At 40.3% G+C, this 16,891-nt stretch carries 13 protein-coding genes and 1 other RNA gene; 9 read left to right on the forward strand and 5 right to left on the reverse strand.

Annotated elements, in window-relative coordinates:
* Position 1: 1 nt before the first annotated feature.
* Entirely contained in the window at positions 2–1,249 is a 1,248-nt protein-coding gene (locus FTU02_RS11740; protein ID WP_180157246.1) for an exonuclease SbcCD subunit D, read from the reverse strand.
* Between the two features lie 677 nt (positions 1,250–1,926).
* Between FTU02_RS11740 and FTU02_RS11745 the strand changes: the two genes are divergently transcribed.
* The 3 genes from FTU02_RS11745 (at position 1,927) to FTU02_RS11755 (ending at position 4,723) form a co-directional block, all read left to right on the forward strand.
* On the forward strand, positions 1,927–2,871 hold the full coding sequence (locus FTU02_RS11745) for a GGDEF domain-containing protein (RefSeq protein ID WP_111885262.1): 945 nt from the start codon (positions 1,927–1,929) through the stop codon (positions 2,869–2,871).
* A gap of 400 nt (positions 2,872–3,271) precedes the next feature.
* Positions 3,272–3,721 (forward strand): ABZJ_00895 family protein, encoded by a 450-nt coding sequence (locus tag FTU02_RS11750; RefSeq protein ID WP_180115507.1) that lies wholly within the window; start codon positions 3,272–3,274, stop codon positions 3,719–3,721.
* Between the two features lie 66 nt (positions 3,722–3,787).
* Positions 3,788–4,723, forward strand: a complete 936-nt coding sequence (locus FTU02_RS11755) for a TIGR01777 family oxidoreductase (protein WP_180157248.1) — start codon at positions 3,788–3,790, stop codon at positions 4,721–4,723.
* A 21-nt stretch (positions 4,724–4,744) separates the two neighbouring features.
* On the opposite strand, the gene thiO is transcribed toward FTU02_RS11755, so the two are convergent.
* Both thiO and hemB read right to left on the reverse strand, forming a co-directional pair.
* Positions 4,745–5,869: a glycine oxidase ThiO gene (thiO, locus tag FTU02_RS11760; RefSeq protein WP_180157250.1), complete on the reverse strand. Its 1,125-nt coding sequence runs from the start codon at positions 5,867–5,869 to the stop codon at positions 4,745–4,747.
* Positions 5,870–6,006: 137 nt separating this feature from the next.
* Positions 6,007–7,020, reverse strand: coding sequence for a porphobilinogen synthase (gene hemB, locus FTU02_RS11765; protein ID WP_111885258.1), 1,014 nt, complete (start codon positions 7,018–7,020; stop codon positions 6,007–6,009).
* A gap of 107 nt (positions 7,021–7,127) precedes the next feature.
* On the opposite strand from hemB, the gene FTU02_RS11770 reads away from it, so the two are divergent.
* The 3 genes from FTU02_RS11770 to FTU02_RS11780 all read left to right on the forward strand — a co-directional run bounded on the left by FTU02_RS11770 (position 7,128) and on the right by FTU02_RS11780 (position 10,572).
* Complete coding sequence (locus FTU02_RS11770) at positions 7,128–7,625, forward strand: thioesterase family protein (RefSeq protein ID WP_180102395.1); 498 nt, start codon at positions 7,128–7,130, stop codon at positions 7,623–7,625.
* 262 nt (positions 7,626–7,887) lie between these two features.
* A complete protein-coding gene (locus FTU02_RS11775; RefSeq protein WP_180157252.1) occupies positions 7,888–9,039 on the forward strand; it encodes an efflux RND transporter periplasmic adaptor subunit in 1,152 nt (383 codons plus the stop codon).
* 6 nt (positions 9,040–9,045) lie between these two features.
* The gene (locus FTU02_RS11780) at positions 9,046–10,572 is read left to right on the forward strand and encodes a DHA2 family efflux MFS transporter permease subunit (RefSeq protein WP_180102393.1); all 1,527 of its coding nucleotides are present in this window, start codon (positions 9,046–9,048) and stop codon (positions 10,570–10,572) included.
* Positions 10,573–10,639: 67 nt separating this feature from the next.
* Here the strand turns inward: FTU02_RS11780 and glpK are convergent, their stop codons facing one another.
* The gene (glpK, locus tag FTU02_RS11785) at positions 10,640–12,124 is read right to left on the reverse strand and encodes a glycerol kinase GlpK (RefSeq protein ID WP_180157254.1); all 1,485 of its coding nucleotides are present in this window, start codon (positions 12,122–12,124) and stop codon (positions 10,640–10,642) included.
* Between the two features lie 128 nt (positions 12,125–12,252).
* Here glpK and ssrA point away from each other — a divergent pair.
* Both ssrA and FTU02_RS11795 read left to right on the forward strand, forming a co-directional pair.
* Positions 12,253–12,612: a transfer-messenger RNA gene (gene ssrA / locus FTU02_RS11790) on the forward strand.
* A gap of 184 nt (positions 12,613–12,796) precedes the next feature.
* A complete protein-coding gene (locus FTU02_RS11795) occupies positions 12,797–13,933 on the forward strand; it encodes a tyrosine-type recombinase/integrase (protein ID WP_180115499.1) in 1,137 nt (378 codons plus the stop codon).
* Between the two features lie 165 nt (positions 13,934–14,098).
* Here the strand turns inward: FTU02_RS11795 and FTU02_RS11800 are convergent, their stop codons facing one another.
* The gene (locus tag FTU02_RS11800; protein WP_180115498.1) at positions 14,099–14,803 is read right to left on the reverse strand and encodes a hypothetical protein; all 705 of its coding nucleotides are present in this window, start codon (positions 14,801–14,803) and stop codon (positions 14,099–14,101) included.
* Between the two features lie 210 nt (positions 14,804–15,013).
* Between FTU02_RS11800 and FTU02_RS11805 the strand changes: the two genes are divergently transcribed.
* Positions 15,014–16,660: a hypothetical protein gene (locus tag FTU02_RS11805; protein WP_180115497.1), complete on the forward strand. Its 1,647-nt coding sequence runs from the start codon at positions 15,014–15,016 to the stop codon at positions 16,658–16,660.
* Positions 16,661–16,891 lie beyond the last annotated feature (231 nt).

The raw sequence follows: 16,891 nt of genomic DNA on the forward strand, positions 1-16,891 counted from the left end.
CTTATTGTACTTTTTGATCCAAATCGTGTTGCGCGGCTTCGAGCAATGTTAAAAAATCACGTTTAACCGATTCATCTTGCTCATAGCCCATCTTTTCCCAAAGATTCAAGAACAGTCGTTCAGGCGTTGGTGGCTTAAGATCGACTGTAGTGAAAGTATCATGTTGCTCAGTTTGCTTTTGATAGATGCGCGCAATCCGCAGCAAACGATAACGATTCGGAGGTAGTGCCATTTCAATTTGCTGACGTAAATCAACAGGGGGCGGTGCATCGGTGGTGTACTCGATCTCTAAAAAATGTCGCGCATTCAAATGTTCAATTTCACCTTGCGGTAAGGCTTGTACAGCACTAATCAAATCTTTTAATTCTTCACGAATCCGAATTAAATCAACGGTACGAGGAATAATCAGCGATTCGTATTGGCAGCGCTCAGTTACGCTTGCTTTAGGATCAATACGGACATCGACCACTTGATGTTTATAATTTCGTTCACTAAATGATAATGGAATAGGTGAACCACTATAACGAATATGCGTTTGTCCCACTTTTTGCGGTTTATGCAAGTGTCCAAGTGCCACATAATCAATCACATCATCAAACAACGCTGTTGATAAAGCTTCTTCATTACCGACCACAATCGGGCGTTCCGAATCAGACGTTTCACCTCCTTGCATATGTGCATGTGACATCAGAATCAACGCCTGATCAGGCTGTTTACGAGCTTTTGCTGCCGCAATCAACTGCTGATGTAAATAAGCAATGGCATTTTGACTGTTGGTGGTTTGCTCATTTAAACCTGTGATTTCAGCACTGCGTAAATAAGGTAAAGTTAAACACCATGCAATGATGTTTTTATTAGCATCATAAATCGGGACAAGTAAACGATCGAGGTCAAATTGCTGGTTTTGTTTTGAAATAATCCCCACGGCTTTGGCATTAAACTTCGCTAAAAAAGGCTCAACCTGTTCAATGCGATAACCCGAATCGTGGTTACCTGCAATCATCAAGGTTTGCATATGTGGGGCAATAGCATGGGCATCGGTTAAAAATTGATACAGTTGTTTTTGTGCACTGGATGCTGGATTCACCACATCAAAAATATCGCCTGCAATCAGTAATGCATTCGGTTGTTTTTCTTGGATTTGCTCAAGTAACCAATTTAAAAATTGGGTGTGCTCGTAGTCACGCTCATGATTATGAAAAAATTGTCCTAAATGCCAATCTGAAGTATGAAAAAAACGAACAGTCATGCAAGCACCAAAAAATCAAAAAATTGATTGGGCTATAAAGTATCACAGATGGTTATGTTTACGAGGGAGATTAATCATTCATCAGTCCAACTAAGTCGTTTTCGACAGTTACAAAGTATCCAATCTAAACTATGCCATAACTGCATTAATGTGCATTTGCATCCACTTGCAGGAGGCAAAAAGTATTATGGGCTGTATATATGAAATAGCCTTGCCAGTATTATCCAAGTATCACAAATTTTTCTATAGCAATTTGGCCATCTTGTACCAGAATTTTCTTAGTGATTTGGTTGAAATCTTTAACTTCAAAACTACGAGTAAATGTATTGGTAATGCAATGCATCGGTGGAGTCTGTACAGAGCATTCTAAGAGGTCACCATGAAGTCTGGGGTTACTGATTAGGGAATCCTGTAACTCGTGTAAATGACCAACCAAAAACGGCAGAATAATAGACAACTTAACGCTTGGTATCAGAACTTTGTATTTCAAAATAGTAGGCGGGTTCATTGTTGTTATATTTTCTTTGATGGATTACACGTTTCAAATAGTAGAGATCTGAAATTAGGTTAAAAAATACCAAGAACTAGGAATATAAAATGTTGTTCTAATCCTGTATATAGGTGAATTATTGTACAGCGGGTATATTGCCTGCATTTGGGGTAGCAGGAGATGCAACATGCCAAATAATCCTTTTGATGAAGAAAAACTTGCAAATAATATGGTGTATAAGACTTTATTAGAGTCTACATTAGCCATTCCTTGGTGTATTGATTGGGACAGTAAAACATTTAGTTATATTGGACCGCAAATTGAAAAGTTACTCGGTTGGAAACAAAGTAGTTGGAAAACGGTAGATGATTGGGCATCACGTATGCACGAGGAAGACCGTAATTATGTACTGAATTATTGTGTTTCACAGTCTATGGCTGGTATAGATCATGAAGCAGATTATCGTGCACTTAAAGAAGATGGTTCATATCTTTGGATACGTGATGTTGTTCATGTCGTGCGTAAACCAAATGGTGATGTAGATTGTCTTGTCGGCTTTATGTTTGATATTTCCGAGCGGAAAAAACAAGAGGAACAACTACAAAAATTGCAACGTCAGCTCGAAGAATATTCATATAAAGATGGCTTAACTGGTATTGCAAATCGACGTTTGTTTGATGACTTTTACCAGCGTGAATGGTTAAACGCAATCCGCACGCAAAAGCCGCTGAGTTTAATTTTGATTGATTTAGATTATTTTAAACAATACAATGACTTGAATGGTCATGTGATTGGGGATACATGTCTGCGTCAAATTGCTAAAAGTTTGGAATCTTGTTGTACACGACCTCGTGATTTAGTTGCGCGTTTTGGTGGCGAGGAATTTGCTTGGATTTTACCAGAGACCAATGAAGCCGCAGCAGCAGTGATGGCCGATAGAATTATGGATGCCGTGCGTGCTGCACGATTACCGCATAAAGCCTCTGCGGTGTCGGAACTCGTCACACTCAGCATGGGGGTAAAAACCATTATTCCTTCAGATCTGGATAATCCAATGCAATTTCTGGATCAAGTTGATAAAAACCTTTATGTAGCCAAAAGACAGGGGCGTAATCGCTACTGTGCTGCATAACATAGATTTGCAATTGTGAATTATTTTAAAGTTGCATATATTTTTCAGTCAGTCGATATTTTATCGGCTGATTTTTTTGGGGTGTAGAATATAAAAATTAAATTCGATGCTAAATGCATGAGGCACAAAATAAAAGACCGACGATTCGAGTGATGATGAAATCGTCGGTCAAAAAATCGATTTTAAATTTAAGTGATGGCTGCTGTTCATACTTAAATTCAAAATGAAGCTTATTGCTTTTAAAAAGGTCACCGAAACATTGTGGATGCCGTCCAAATCATCGGTTGCTACAGACCTTGTACCCTATATAACGTAGTCGATTACAGATTGGTTGACATGAAAATGAAAATAAATGCATTTTTTTTTATACTAGGTGTCAACTTCTTCTTGGGTTAGGGTCATGGTGTCTTTAACACGTTATTTTTTCTTGTTTTTTTTCATTTGTTTAATCATGACCTGTATTTGCGGTGTGATCGCAGCATTATTGCCACAGGGTGTGGGTGGTATTTTAACGGTCGTACCCTATCTGATTGCCATGATCGTGGTGTTATTTCGGTTTTTAAATAAAAATCAGAGAGCACCGACACAGGCAGAACGTAAAAAATTTACCCTAGGTTTTAGCCTGATTTTTTGGTTATATAATTTTGGTTTTGTACTTTTGGGTATCGCAATTTTTTCAAGAAAAAATCCTGAAATTTGGCAAAATTTAATGCTCTATGTTCAACATCCTCAGTTTATGAGTTTAATGGTGATCATGTTATTACTGATGGCTATCCCTTTGTATTTAATCACCTATTGGTTTTATGGTCCGCAAGCACAGCGGATGGCTGCTCAAAAGTTTGGTGCATAAAGCTTGATCGTTTGGTGATCTTGTTCTATAGATAATAGTATTATTTCATATAGATAAGAACAAATTATGCATCAGCCCACAGTACTGATGACAGGTGGCAGCGGTTTTATTGGCACACATCTCATCAAGGCACTTTTAGCTGCGGATTATAAAGTGATTGGGCTCAGTCGTAAGGCTGGGCGTATTTCTAAATCACCACATTTAACTTGGGTACAGCAGCTCGATCAAATTCCTCATGACAGAATTGATTATGTGATTAATCTTGCAGGTGAAAGTATCGGCAAAGGTCGCTGGACAGAGACGCGTAAACAGCAATTATTAGAAAGTCGGGTCAAAACCACGGAAGCGCTGTATCAATATTTACGTAAACGTAAAATTTTTCCGAAATGCATTATTTCAGGTTCGGCTGTTGGCTATTATGGTATTGATATTGAAGAACAATGGACAAAAGTGTGCGATGAAAATACTGCACCACAAGCCATTTTTATGTCAGAGCTATGCCAAAGTTGGGAGCAAGTCACACGCCAATTTCCTGAACAAAATACCATTATCACACGACTAGGTGTGGTCTTGGCTGAAGGTGGCGGGATCTTACCGCAAATGCTGCGACCGATTCAGTTCAATTTGGTCAATAAAATAGGTTCTGGTCGGCAGCCTTTTGTGTGGATACACATACAAGATGTGATCCGAAGTATGCTGTTTTTAATGAAACAAGCTGAGAAAAAACATGCGTTGCTTGAACCCACGCCAATCGATCCGCATATTTTTAATTTAGTTGCGCCTGAAAAATCGACGCAGGCTCAGTTTGCGCAGATTGCAGCATGTCAATTAGCGAAAAAGCCATGGCTCAATGTGCCTGCAATTGTTTTTAAAATTTTATTGGGTGAGCAATCGCAATTAATTTTAAATGGTCAATTGGTTCAGCCAGTTGCTTTATTACAGCAAGGCTTTGAGTTTAAATTTCCGACGTTAAAAGAAGCCTTGCAGGATTTATTGGCTTAGTTGAATTTGACGGATCGACCATTATTCGACGCTTAACAATGCATCTTGAAACAGGCGACTCGGACTATAGTGGTCTGCATTGAATGAAGGCGTTTCCCCAGTCATCAGTTCAGCCAATAACTGAGCTGAAGCTGGTCCCATGCATAAACCATTTCTAAAATGCCCAAAATTTGCCCAAAGATTGTCGAAATTTGGCATCTGCCCAATATATGGAATCCCTTCAGGCGAAGATGGGCGCAGGCCAGCCCAAGATTTCACAATCGGAAAGTTGGCAAGCTCTGGTACCATGTCAAAGCAGGATTTTTGAATATGCTGCAAGGTTGTATTTGTTGTCTGAGTATCAAAGCCACATTGGCGCATACTTGAGCCGCAAACCACATGACCATCTTGGCGTGGAATTAAGTACATGACCTTATTCATGCACATGGTCGGCAACCAGTTCTGCGGAGTTTTAAAGAGAAGCATTTGTCCCTGCACGGGTTGTACGGGTATCTCAATGTCTAGTTGTTCACTCCATGCGGCTGACCAAGCGCCCGTGGCAATAACGAATTGATCTGCTGTATGTTGCGTACCATCTGCGGTGGTGATGGACTGGATTCGATTGTCCGAACGGTTTAATTGGTGGATCAGGCAATGTTCATAAATCTGAACTTTGGGATGCTGCTGTAAATAAGCCATTAATGACTGCAAAAGTCGTGGATTACGGATGTTGGCTAATTGCGGAAAATAAATGCCATGTGCAAAGCGTGCTGAAATGTGAGGATTAATCTGCTCAATTTGCTCGGATTGTAAATATTCCGACTGTTGCATTGGGTCTTGGTGCAAACGGGCATAATCTAAGCCAATTTCAAAATCATCTTCATCAAAAATCAACATGCCAGTTTCATGAATTTCAAAATCAATCCCAGTCATAGGTTTTAATTTTTCATTCCATTTTTGGTAGCTCTGCTTGCCATAACGTGTGAGCGCATTGACTTCATTGGGATATCGCCAAGGATACATCGGGGAGAGGATGCCACCACCAGCCCAAGATGCGGCAGAACCTGTGCGTTGTTGGTCGAAAATCGTCACCGTACAACCGCGTTCAACGAGTTCCAATGCGCTGAGTAAACCACTAATACCCGCCCCAATAATGGCAATATTCATGTTCTTTTAACCGATGAATGTATGAGTTTGATCTTAACTTCAGCAACGCCGAAGTTTTTCTTCCAAGACTGTTTTTTAACTTTTACAGATATAAAAAAGCCTTCCTGAACGTTACCATTTCAGGAAGGCTTTGCAGGTTATTTCATGTCTTTCAACATGAGTGCTGCATCTTCAGCAAAGTAAGTCCAGATCCCATCTGCACCTGCACGGCGGCAGCTCATAAGCGATTCGATAATCACGTTTTCAGATAGCCAACCATTTTGAATGGCACCTGCTAACATGGCGTATTCGCCACTCACTTGATAGACAAATGTTGGAACACCGAAATTATCTTTGACTTCACGGACGATATCTAAATACGGCATACCCGGTTTTACAATCACCATGTCGGCGCCTTCTTGAATATCGAGTGCGATTTCATGTAAAGCTTCTGCACGGTTACCGATGTCCATTTGATAGTTATATTTATTGCCACCTTTGAGGTTGCTTGAAGAACCTACCGCATCACGGAATGGCCCGTAAAAGCTAGACGCATATTTTGCAGAATAAGCCATGATGTTGGTATAGATATGGCCATTGGCTTCAAGGGCTTGGCGAATTGCACCGATACGACCATCCATCATGTCACTAGGTGCAACCACATCTGCACCCGCTTCGGCATGGCTGAGCGCTTGTTTAATTAAGCATTCAACGGTTTCATCATTCAGTACATAGCCCGTATCATCAATGATACCGTCTTGACCATGTGTAGTGTATGGATCGAGCGCACCATCAGTGATGAGAACCATTTCTGGTAGTTCTTTTTTTAATAAGCGGATGGTGCTTTGGACTAAGCCATCTTCATGCCAAGCTGCTTCAGCCGTTAAGCTTTTATCTTCCTGTGGTGTAACTGGGAACAAAGCTAATTTTGAAACACCCAATTCGAGTAAACGTTCTGCCTTTCTTAGTAACAAGTCAGCAGATAGACGCTGTACGTTTGGCATGCTTGGAATATCTTGAGTTTGTTGCTGGCCTGGCAACACAAATACTGGATAAATGAGATGATCAGTCGTCAGTTGAGTTTCACGCACCATAGCGCGAAGCTGGTCATTTTTACGAATGCGACGCATGCGGGTAGCAGGAAAAGCTGGACGATTGAACGTATAGGTCATAACAATCTCATTGATCAGTATTAAACTTTGACTATTGTAGACGCATAATGAGGGTTTGGCGCACCCCGTATTATTTTTTTATTCAATGACAGCGATTCGAGTAGGCTATGACAGATGTAAATAAGAGTTGGACCGGTAATATTGACCTAAACTCGAAGAATGAAATCGATACTTTATTAAATAACATTGCTCAAGCATTTAACAGCTCCCCATTTTTTGTACACAATGCCATGAAAATGACGGTGATCGATGGTCAGATCGAAGCACGTGTGGACATGGCCAGTAATCTAATAGGAAATGTCGCATTCCAAATTTTACATGGTGGTGTTGCGGCAACTTTACTCGACAGTATCGGTGGTATTTCAGCGATGGCTGAATTGTATAAAAAGGCCACAGCTGAAGATCTAGCAGAAACGAGTAAAAAGGTATCTCGCTTAGCGACCGTCGATATGCGTGTGGATTATTTGGCGCCAGGACGTGGACAGTATTTCGTTGCACGAGCTGAAACCTTACGTTTAGGCCGTAAGGGTTGCACTATGCGTATGACCATGGTCAATGATGAAGGTAAAGCGATTGCAACGGCGATTGCATCGTATGCTTATTAAGCCATTTTTAAGTTAACACATTCAAAATGATGAAAAAATAAAGTCCAGTATTGGCAGCAGGGCATGATTTTATCCTGTTGCCGACGAAAAAAAGACTGACGAGTTACATTTTCTATTCTCAGGATATGATTTTTTAGCTTTAAAATGCCGGAAAATTGAAGAAGATAGACTTTCTCACGACACCATTATCTGACAGCAAAGTTGACATGCTTTGCAAAGCTCATGATGCCATGACCAAGTCTGCTAGATTTAGGACAAATCTATGACAGATACCGTTAGTAACCTGCCAGAAACCCCATCTACAGAGCAGCCCACCGATCAGGAATTAAAAGCACGCAGAAAAAAAGGCCTTGGTATAGTGGCTGTATTGATCGTGATTACTTTGGTGATGTATTTGATTTGGTCAATATTTCTAAATCATTCCGTCAGTACCGATAATGCCTATGTCGGTGCAGAAACAGCGTCGATTACCTCGATGGTCACGGGGCAAGTGGCAGAGGTTTTGGTGAGTGATACGCAGCAAGTGAAAAAAGGTGATGTGCTTGTTCGCATTGATGCTCGTGATGCTGAAATTGCCTTAGCTCAGGCACAGGCTGAATTACTTAAAGCAAAACGCCAATACAAACAAACTGCGGCGAATAGTAGTTCTTTAAATTCACAAATCTTTGTCAGTGATGATGCAATTCATAGTGCAAGCGCACAAGTGGCCAAAGCACAAGCCGATCTGAATAAAGCACAAGATGAATTACAACGCCGTCAACAATTGGCTGCTACGGGTGCGATTTCTAAAGAAGAATTAAGCACAGCGCAAAGTGCTGTGAATACCGCTAAAGCCAGTTTTGATGTGGCTCAAGCAGGGCTCGCTCAAGCCAAATCTAGTCAAAAAGCGGCACAAAGTAATAAAGCAGCGAATGATGCATTAATTCAAGACAGCAATGAAAACTCAACCCCAGATGTTTTAGTTGCACAAGCACGTCTACAACAAGCTCAGTTGGACTTAGAACGTACACAAATCAAAGCACCCTTTGATGGTGTGGTGACACGTCGTAATATTCAAGTTGGGCAACGCATTGCACCGGGAACGTCATTAATGATGGTGGTGCCAGTCTCTCAGTTATATGTCGATGCCAACTTTAAAGAAAGCCAATTGGCAGGGGTGCAAGCGGGTCAAAAAGTTGAGCTGACGTCTGATCTTTATGGTGACAAAGTTAAATTTAATGGCACAGTGACCGGTTTTTCTGGTGGCACAGGTTCAGCATTTGCCTTGATTCCAGCACAAAATGCCACAGGAAACTGGATTAAAGTGGTTCAGCGTTTACCTGTGAGGATACGTTTAGATCCAAAAGAGTTGGCAGAACACCCACTACGTGTGGGGCTGTCTATGGAAGCGACGATTGACTTGAAATCGAAGTAATTGCCTATGAATCAGCAAATGCAAATGACTGACCTGAAAGGTGGTCGTCTGATTCTCGCTGCCTTGGTCTTGGCATTGGCGAACTTTATGGTTGTGCTCGACATGACCATTGCCAATGTATCTGTGCCGCATATTACCGGTAGCCTTGCAGTGTCGGCATCCCAAGGGACATGGGTCATTACCTCTTATGCCGTGGCAGAAGCGATTTGTGTGCCATTAACCGGTTGGCTCGCTGGGCGCTTTGGTTCTGTACGGGTTTTTGTGATCAGCCTGTTTGGCTTTACAGTATTTTCGATACTGTGTGGTTTGTCGACCAGTTTAGAAATGTTGGTGTTTTGCCGAATTGGGCAAGGTTTGTTTGGTGGTCCGATTATGCCACTGAGCCAAACGTTGTTAATGCGCATTTTCCCTCCTGAAAAGCAATCCCAAGCCATGGGGATGTGGGCAATGACCACTGTAGTTGGCCCTATTTTAGGTCCAATTTTGGGTGGTACGATCAGTGATAATTTATCTTGGCATTGGATTTTCTTTATCAATATTCCTGTCGGAATCGGTTGTGCTATCGCAGCGATGCGCTTACTGAAAACGGCTGAAACTCCAACACAGAAATTGAAAATTGACCGCGGTGGCTTGCTGCTGTTGGTGTTATGGATCGGTGCCTTGCAATTGATGTTGGACTTGGGCCATGAACGAGATTGGTTTAATAATCCATTTATCGTGGTGCTGGCACTGACGGCATTTGTTGGGCTGATCGTTTTCACGATTTGGGAGCTGACTGAGCGGCATCCAGTGGTGAATATACTGCTGTTTAAGTACCGAAGTTTTACCATTTCGGTCTTGGCTTTGGCGTTTGGTTTTGGTGCCTTCTTTGGCAGTATTGTCCTGATTCCGCAGTGGTTACAAATTAACTTGGGCTATACCGCAACGTGGGCCGGTTATCTCACGGCAACGATGGGCGTCGGTAGTTTGACCATGTCGCCAATTGTTGCAAAGCTTGCAACCAAATACGATCAACGTGCTTTGGCGAGTTTTGGTTTAAGTATCTTGGGCGGAGTCACCCTTATGCGCGCCTTTTGGACCACGGATGCAGACTTTATGGCTTTGGCTTTACCGCAAATATTACAAGGTTTTGCCGTGCCATTTTTCTTTATTCCCTTGTCAAATATGGCCTTAGCATCTGTACTGCCACAAGACATGGCATCTGCAGCAGGTTTGATGAACTTCTTAAGAACCATGGCAGGGGCAATTGGAGCCTCGATTGCAGTAACCATTTGGGATGATCACACCAAAGTCGCACGCAGTGAAATGGTCAGTAATTTACATGTTACTGAGGTACAAAATACCTTGGTGAATCATGGAATGAGTTCAGAAGCTGCTCTGGGTTACATCTCCAGTTTGGTGGATAAAGAAGCCTTAACGCTTTCAGCTAATCATGTGTTTTTAGTCTTGGCGGGTGTCTTTATATTCGCCGCACTGATCATTTGGCTCTGTCCGCGACCTAAAGCAGGTGTGGGTGGTGGTCATGCACACTAAATATCATCAAGTATAAAAAACCGCTCATTCGAGCGGTTTTTTTGCGTACGGCGTTGATTGGAAAAAATTAAAGGTCCGAGCGCGCCCGTTTAAGTGCAGACTGCCACTGAGCCAAATGAAATTCACATTGATCAGCATTCATTTTGGGTTCAAAAGCACGTTCTAATTGCCATGATGCGGCAATTTCATCAAGATTTGAAAACACACCCGCTTTGAGTCCGGCCATTGCGGCAGCGCCCCATGCTGTTGATTCTAAAAGTTTAGGACGCAGTACAGGCACATTTAAAATATCGGCCTGAAATTGCATCAGCATATCATTGCTACTGGCACCGCCATCGACCCTGAGTTCTTTAAGTGGACTAGACAGGTCTGACTGCATGGCGGTCAATACATCCGACACTTGAAAGGCGATGGACTCAAGGGCAGCACGAGCTATGTGGGATTTATTGGTACCACGTGACATGCCGCAGAGGAGGGCACGGGCATCACTGTCCCAATGCGGAGCGCCTAGCCCAGTAAAGGCAGGAACCAGAACCACGCCATCGGTGTGTTCAACTTGGCACGCAAGTTTTTCAACATCACTGCTTTTTTGAATAATCCCTAAACCGTCTCTTAGCCATTGCACGATAGCGCCAGCCATAAATACACTGCCTTCAAGTGCATAATGGGTTTGACCTTGAGCTTGCCATGCAAGGGTTGAGAGTAATTTATTGTGGCTATATTGAACTTCAGTGCCGGTGTTAAAGAGCATGAAACAGCCTGTACCATAGGTATTTTTTGCTGTTCCTGCGTCAAAGCATGATTGTCCAAATAACGCAGATTGCTGATCACCTAAAATGCCGGTAATGGGAATGTTTGCGCCAAGTAAACCTGTCGCGGTATCTGCAATATATTCATCTGAACTGATGATTTTAGGGAGGACCGACAGGGGAATATCGAATAATTCTAAGAGTTCTTCATCCCAAGCTTGTTGCTGTAAGTTCATTAGCATGGTTCGTGAGGCATTGCTGGCTTCAATCACATGCTCTGCACCTTGCGTCAGGTTCCACACCAACCAACTGTCAATCGTGCCAAAAGCCACATGACCTTGCTCTGCGAGTTCACGTAGACCTTGAGTGTGCTCTAATAACCAAACCAATTTGCCAGCACTAAAATAGGGATCGATACGTAAACCGGTCTTTTTGTGAATGAGGTCATTGAGGTTTTGTTGGGTCAGTTGTCCACACCACTCGGTTGCACGGCGGTCTTGCCAAACAATTGCAGGAGCAAGGGGTTGACCTGTGCGTTTATCCCAAACCACAGTGGTTTCACGCTGATTGGTCAGTCCAATGGCTTTAATATCTTTTGCGAGGATACGAGCAGAAGCGAGTGCTTGTTGCACGACGGCAATTTGTGTACTCCAAATTTCTTGAGCATCTTGCTCCACCCAACCCGAATGCGGGGTTTGAATATGGGTTTCCCGTTGAGCTGTAGCTTGAACTTGTCCATGTTCGTTAAAAATGATCGCACGACTTGAAGTCGTTCCTTGATCGAGTGCCAATAAATAGCTCATATATTTTTCTTTTGCGGTCTTGAAAAATAAAATATTAACGCAATTATGTAATTAAGCGCAGATCAATGTGTAATTGTTTCGAAATTGCATCGCAATTTTTTGAAGTTATGCTATGATGACGCTACTTTGGGGATGTTTCTGGCTTCGACGCTGGTGATGAAACTCATAGATGCATGTCGAGAGCGCATTTTCTCTCGTAAATCAAATTTGCATATTTTAGTCGCAAACGACGAAACTTACGCTCTAGCTGCCTAAGGGCAGCTTGTCCGCATCCCTGAATACTTGTGGTTAGGGGTCCCGACTGAAGCGAACGCACACAAGTCCGTATAAGATCAAGCCTTGGGGTCTTATACTAAATCTTAAAGGATCGCGATTTGTACCCTGTTCGTCGGGTCACAAAGAGCTAAATCAATAGACGATATCTAAGCATGTAGTATTCTCGAGCGTAGTGCTGGCGGACGCGGGTTCAACTCCCGCCATCTCCACCAAAATTCAATTCAGAGATGTTCGACTGAATGTGAAAAAGCCCTTAAATTCAATGTTTAAGGGCTTTTTTATTGGTTATATTGTCCGATCCTATCCTAAGCTGTGTGACCCAATTTTTGCCTTTTGTGGGTAATTATTGGGAAAATTTACCCAATTATTTTTAGTCTTGATAAAGGGTATATACAGATGAAACTCACAGATACGGAATGCAGAAAAGCACAGACCCAAGATAAGCGTTATCGTCTTTCTGATGAAAATGGCTTATCTCTATTGGTTACACCAGCAGGGCAAAAATATTGGAATGTGCGCTATACCGTTCATGGTAAGCGCAAGTCAGAGTCACTGGGTCCATATCCTGATATGAGCTTAAAGAAAGCAAGAGAGCTTGCCCTTGAGCTGAAATACAAGCATTCCAAGTCAGTCTTATACGAAGACATCAAGCCATTTTTTAAAGAGGTGGCAGAAGATTGGTTTGATAACCAAAGAGAGACTTGGTCATCTAAACATATTAGTAATGTACGAGCTTCTTTGGACGAGCTTTACGGTACACTTGCAAATAAACGAATCAATCAGATTCAGGCACCTGAGATCTTGCAGGTTATTAAAAAAATTGAAGCTAGAGGTTCTACTGAAGTAGCTAAACGCACGCTATCTCGATGCGGTATGGTGATGAAATATGCCATAGCCCACGGCTACCGATATGACAATCCAGCCAGTGATTTGGTTTATGCGCTTAAGAATAAAAAAGTGAAGAATTTAGCGTCATTACCTGAAAGTGAAATGCCTGAATTTCTTAGAAGGATTAAAGCCTATCCAGCAGATGCTCAGACTCACCATGCAATCATTCTGGTTATGTTGACTGGCGTTCGAGTAAGTGAGTTGTTGCAAGCACGTTGGGAAGAATTTGATCTTGAAGAACGTAAGTGGGATATCCCTGCTGAGCGTATGAAGAATGGTTTACCCCATCGTGTACCCTTAACAGATATGATGATTGATGAGCTTCAGGCACTACGTTTGACTCACAACCAAGATCTATTATTCCCACATCGTTTAAACAATAAAGAACCTATGCGTAGTGAAACAATTTTAGCTGTAATTAAGCGTTCTGGTTATACAGGTCGAATGACAACCCATGGTTTTAGATCGCTATTTAGTACAGTACTGAATGAGTCAAATTTGTTTAATTCAGATGCAATTGAGCGTCAGCTTGCGCATGTGCCACAGAACCGTATTCGTTCTGCATATAACCGAGCACAGTATTGGGATGAGCGTGTAAAGATTATGGAGTGGTATGGGACAAAAGTGAGTGCTTGGTTAAAATAAATCACAAGGAGAAAAATCTAGATCAAATTTAACCTGACAGACACAATAAAAAACGGGTAACTGTCAGATTAGGTTTGAGCTAATACAGCTAAGTGTAATTTAGTGCCCATTAAAATAAGAATGTAACTAACAAGAATATATAAAAGCGCTAGTTTCTACTACTTTTCAATCTAAGTAGGTTCTTAAATTATTTCTTATTTCAAATTTATACTTTTCAACAGTCTCATCATCAATTATAGGTCGGTTAAAATTAACTCCGTTCTTTTGTAAAGTCTCTTTAAAGAAGTCATTTAAAATATATGCTCTGGCTAAGAGGTCGTCTAATGCATCAATGCGAATACGTAAATTTTGTGTATCTTTTAGGGCTTGTGCACATAAGTTTTTATTATTTTCCAATTCATTTTTTAAGTTTTGAACACGAATAGTTGATTGGTCTATTTTTTTAAAGTGTTCATTTTGTAGTTCTTGGTTCTGTTTATTGCTGACTAGATATTCAATGACAATCTCTTCACGATCAAAGTGGTTTTTTTCTTTAAATTTAGATAAAAAATTCGCAGTTTTACGGTCTAGATAATATTGCTTCTTAACTTTGTCTTTGTCTTTGTCTTTTTTCTTAAAAGTGCGGAATTTAGCTTTTAATTTTTCATAGCAGCTTTGCGTGATTCGAACTTGTGTGCCATTCCTCAGCATCCCAAGATTAAAAATTCCTGTCTTAAATTGAGGGTAGTTATTGAAATTTGGAATGTAGCCTTGCTGGGGATCTTTGATAACTAGACCTATCGGATTTTCCGATTCGTTTTTCAAGAATTCTGCTTTAAGTAGACTATCTTCTAAACACCAATCTTTTAAATAAATTTGAGGACGGCCCATATTGGCTCCATTTTTATATCCGATAAATCGATTTTTAATCATTAAGTAAATGATTAAAACGATATTTAATTAATTATGTTAATAAACATTATATATTAAATTAAACTAATTGTTATTTAATTTTTAATAGTTGTTTTTATGAAAAAATCCAAGAATAAGCTAAATAGACAGGGGGAACTAAGATCAATTTCAATACTTATGCTAAGGCAGATGGAAACTACTTTATCTCCAATAGATCGGATAATTTATCTAAGATTATTGGTCTGTTATGGAGGTCGTAAAATTTTAATATCGGATCTGAAGGCTTTGGCTGAAGACGTGAAAGTGAATTGGTTAACATTAAAAAAAACATTGGATGTATTGGTTGAAAAAGGGTTATGCGAACGGGCAGAAGAAAAAGTTATAAAACTGAATAAAGTACTTCTACCGAGACAAGTAGGTTATCAATGGGGGGGAAAACCATCTGACCAGTTGATTGTTGCTTTAGATAAAGCAAAAGATAGTGATCAATCTGCATTAGAGTTAAAAGAGAAAAAATTGGGTAAACAAAGTATAAAAAAAATGAGGTTAAAAAAAACTGCTTCTGAGCTTGTAGCTAGTCATCCACGACATGATTTTTTGGAAGTTTTATTTGGTTTAATGTTTGATGTCAAAATTAGCCATAAGCAAAAAAATGCTAATGAGTTGTTGGAACTCAATTATAAGCAGTGGCTTGTTTTAGTGAACATGGTGCTGTCTAGTGATTCTAATGGGATCATTTTTGATGTCGGAACTTATGAATTATCTAAATGGACTGGAATGAGCCGTAATGCATTGCAAAGAGCAATTGCTGATTTATTTGACATGGGGATTCTTCGCTCCAAACTAGATGGAACATTGAATAATAATTTACTTAATTCTGTTGCTCCGGTGTATTGCTTAAATCTCTCAGCCTCCATTTGGAGTAAAAAGAGGATATTTGGACATTATTACTTTTTGAAATTACCCAATGAATATACATCTGTCGTAGAGCAAGCTTTTAATTTTATACAGTATCTGGCTGCATTTGATCAAGCAAACAAAGCATCACACCCTTGCGATAGTGTTGTGAAAGAGCTTGCCAAAGTATCCGATGAAACTAATTATCAAATTATTCAAAGCAAACTGAGCTATGAGATTCGAGAAGAGTTTAATTTTGTGAGTAAATTCGAAAAGAATTTTGGTCAGTATATACAACTTATTTTACCCAGCTTCCGCATGGGGAAATCATCATTGAACACTGATCAATCGAATGTTACTAGAATTGATTTCTTACTTAACTATTTACTTCAGATAAAAATTTCAAATTTAGATCAAGCACAAGTGTGGGGGAATTCACCAATGCCAAGATCATTACTAGATTGGTTTGATAGGAATTTAACTAAAATTACATTACCTGAAGTTAAATCTCAGCTAACTTCCTGTGAAGAAAACACTCAGGTTATACAAATTCCACTGAAGCAGCTAGTTGAAGAATCAAGAGCAAAAATCTTATATGCCATAAGCCAAACCCTATTACGTAGCGAAATGATGCTTATCATCAAAGATGTGTGCAAGTTAGTAAGTTCAAAAGTATATTTTGATCTTGTGGGATTACCATTACAAAAAGCAAGCCTTTGTGACCGAGTTTATTTTTGTCGATATGGTGCTGAAGAGTTAAAGCAAAATACTGAACAAGATGCTTTTCATATACTTGAGTTAGAGCGAATTTCAGTTGATCCTGTTGAGTATGCACTTAAAAGCAAAGAGTTGGACCTAAGCTTAGCGGATCAGAAGCTGTATGGACTGTTCAATCCTAAAAAAATAAAAGCTAATTTCTGCCTTAACTCTCGTAAATAGATATTTGAGTAAAATTGCAAGAATTTTGTGAGAGCGAAAAGTACACTACCTTATATACAGATTAGTTTTGTTCCAGTTGGTTTGTAGACCAAGTCGGTAAATAATATTATTAATTAATAAACTAATTATAAATTTATTTACTTATACAGATCATAGATATCGACAGTGTAGATCACATATACATAATAAATAACTGTAACTCCTTAGTTATGCATCAAACATAACTAAGGA

The organism is Acinetobacter sp. YH12045 (genome assembly GCF_013419925.1).
Classification (GTDB): Bacteria; Pseudomonadota; Gammaproteobacteria; order Pseudomonadales; family Moraxellaceae; genus Acinetobacter; species Acinetobacter amyesii.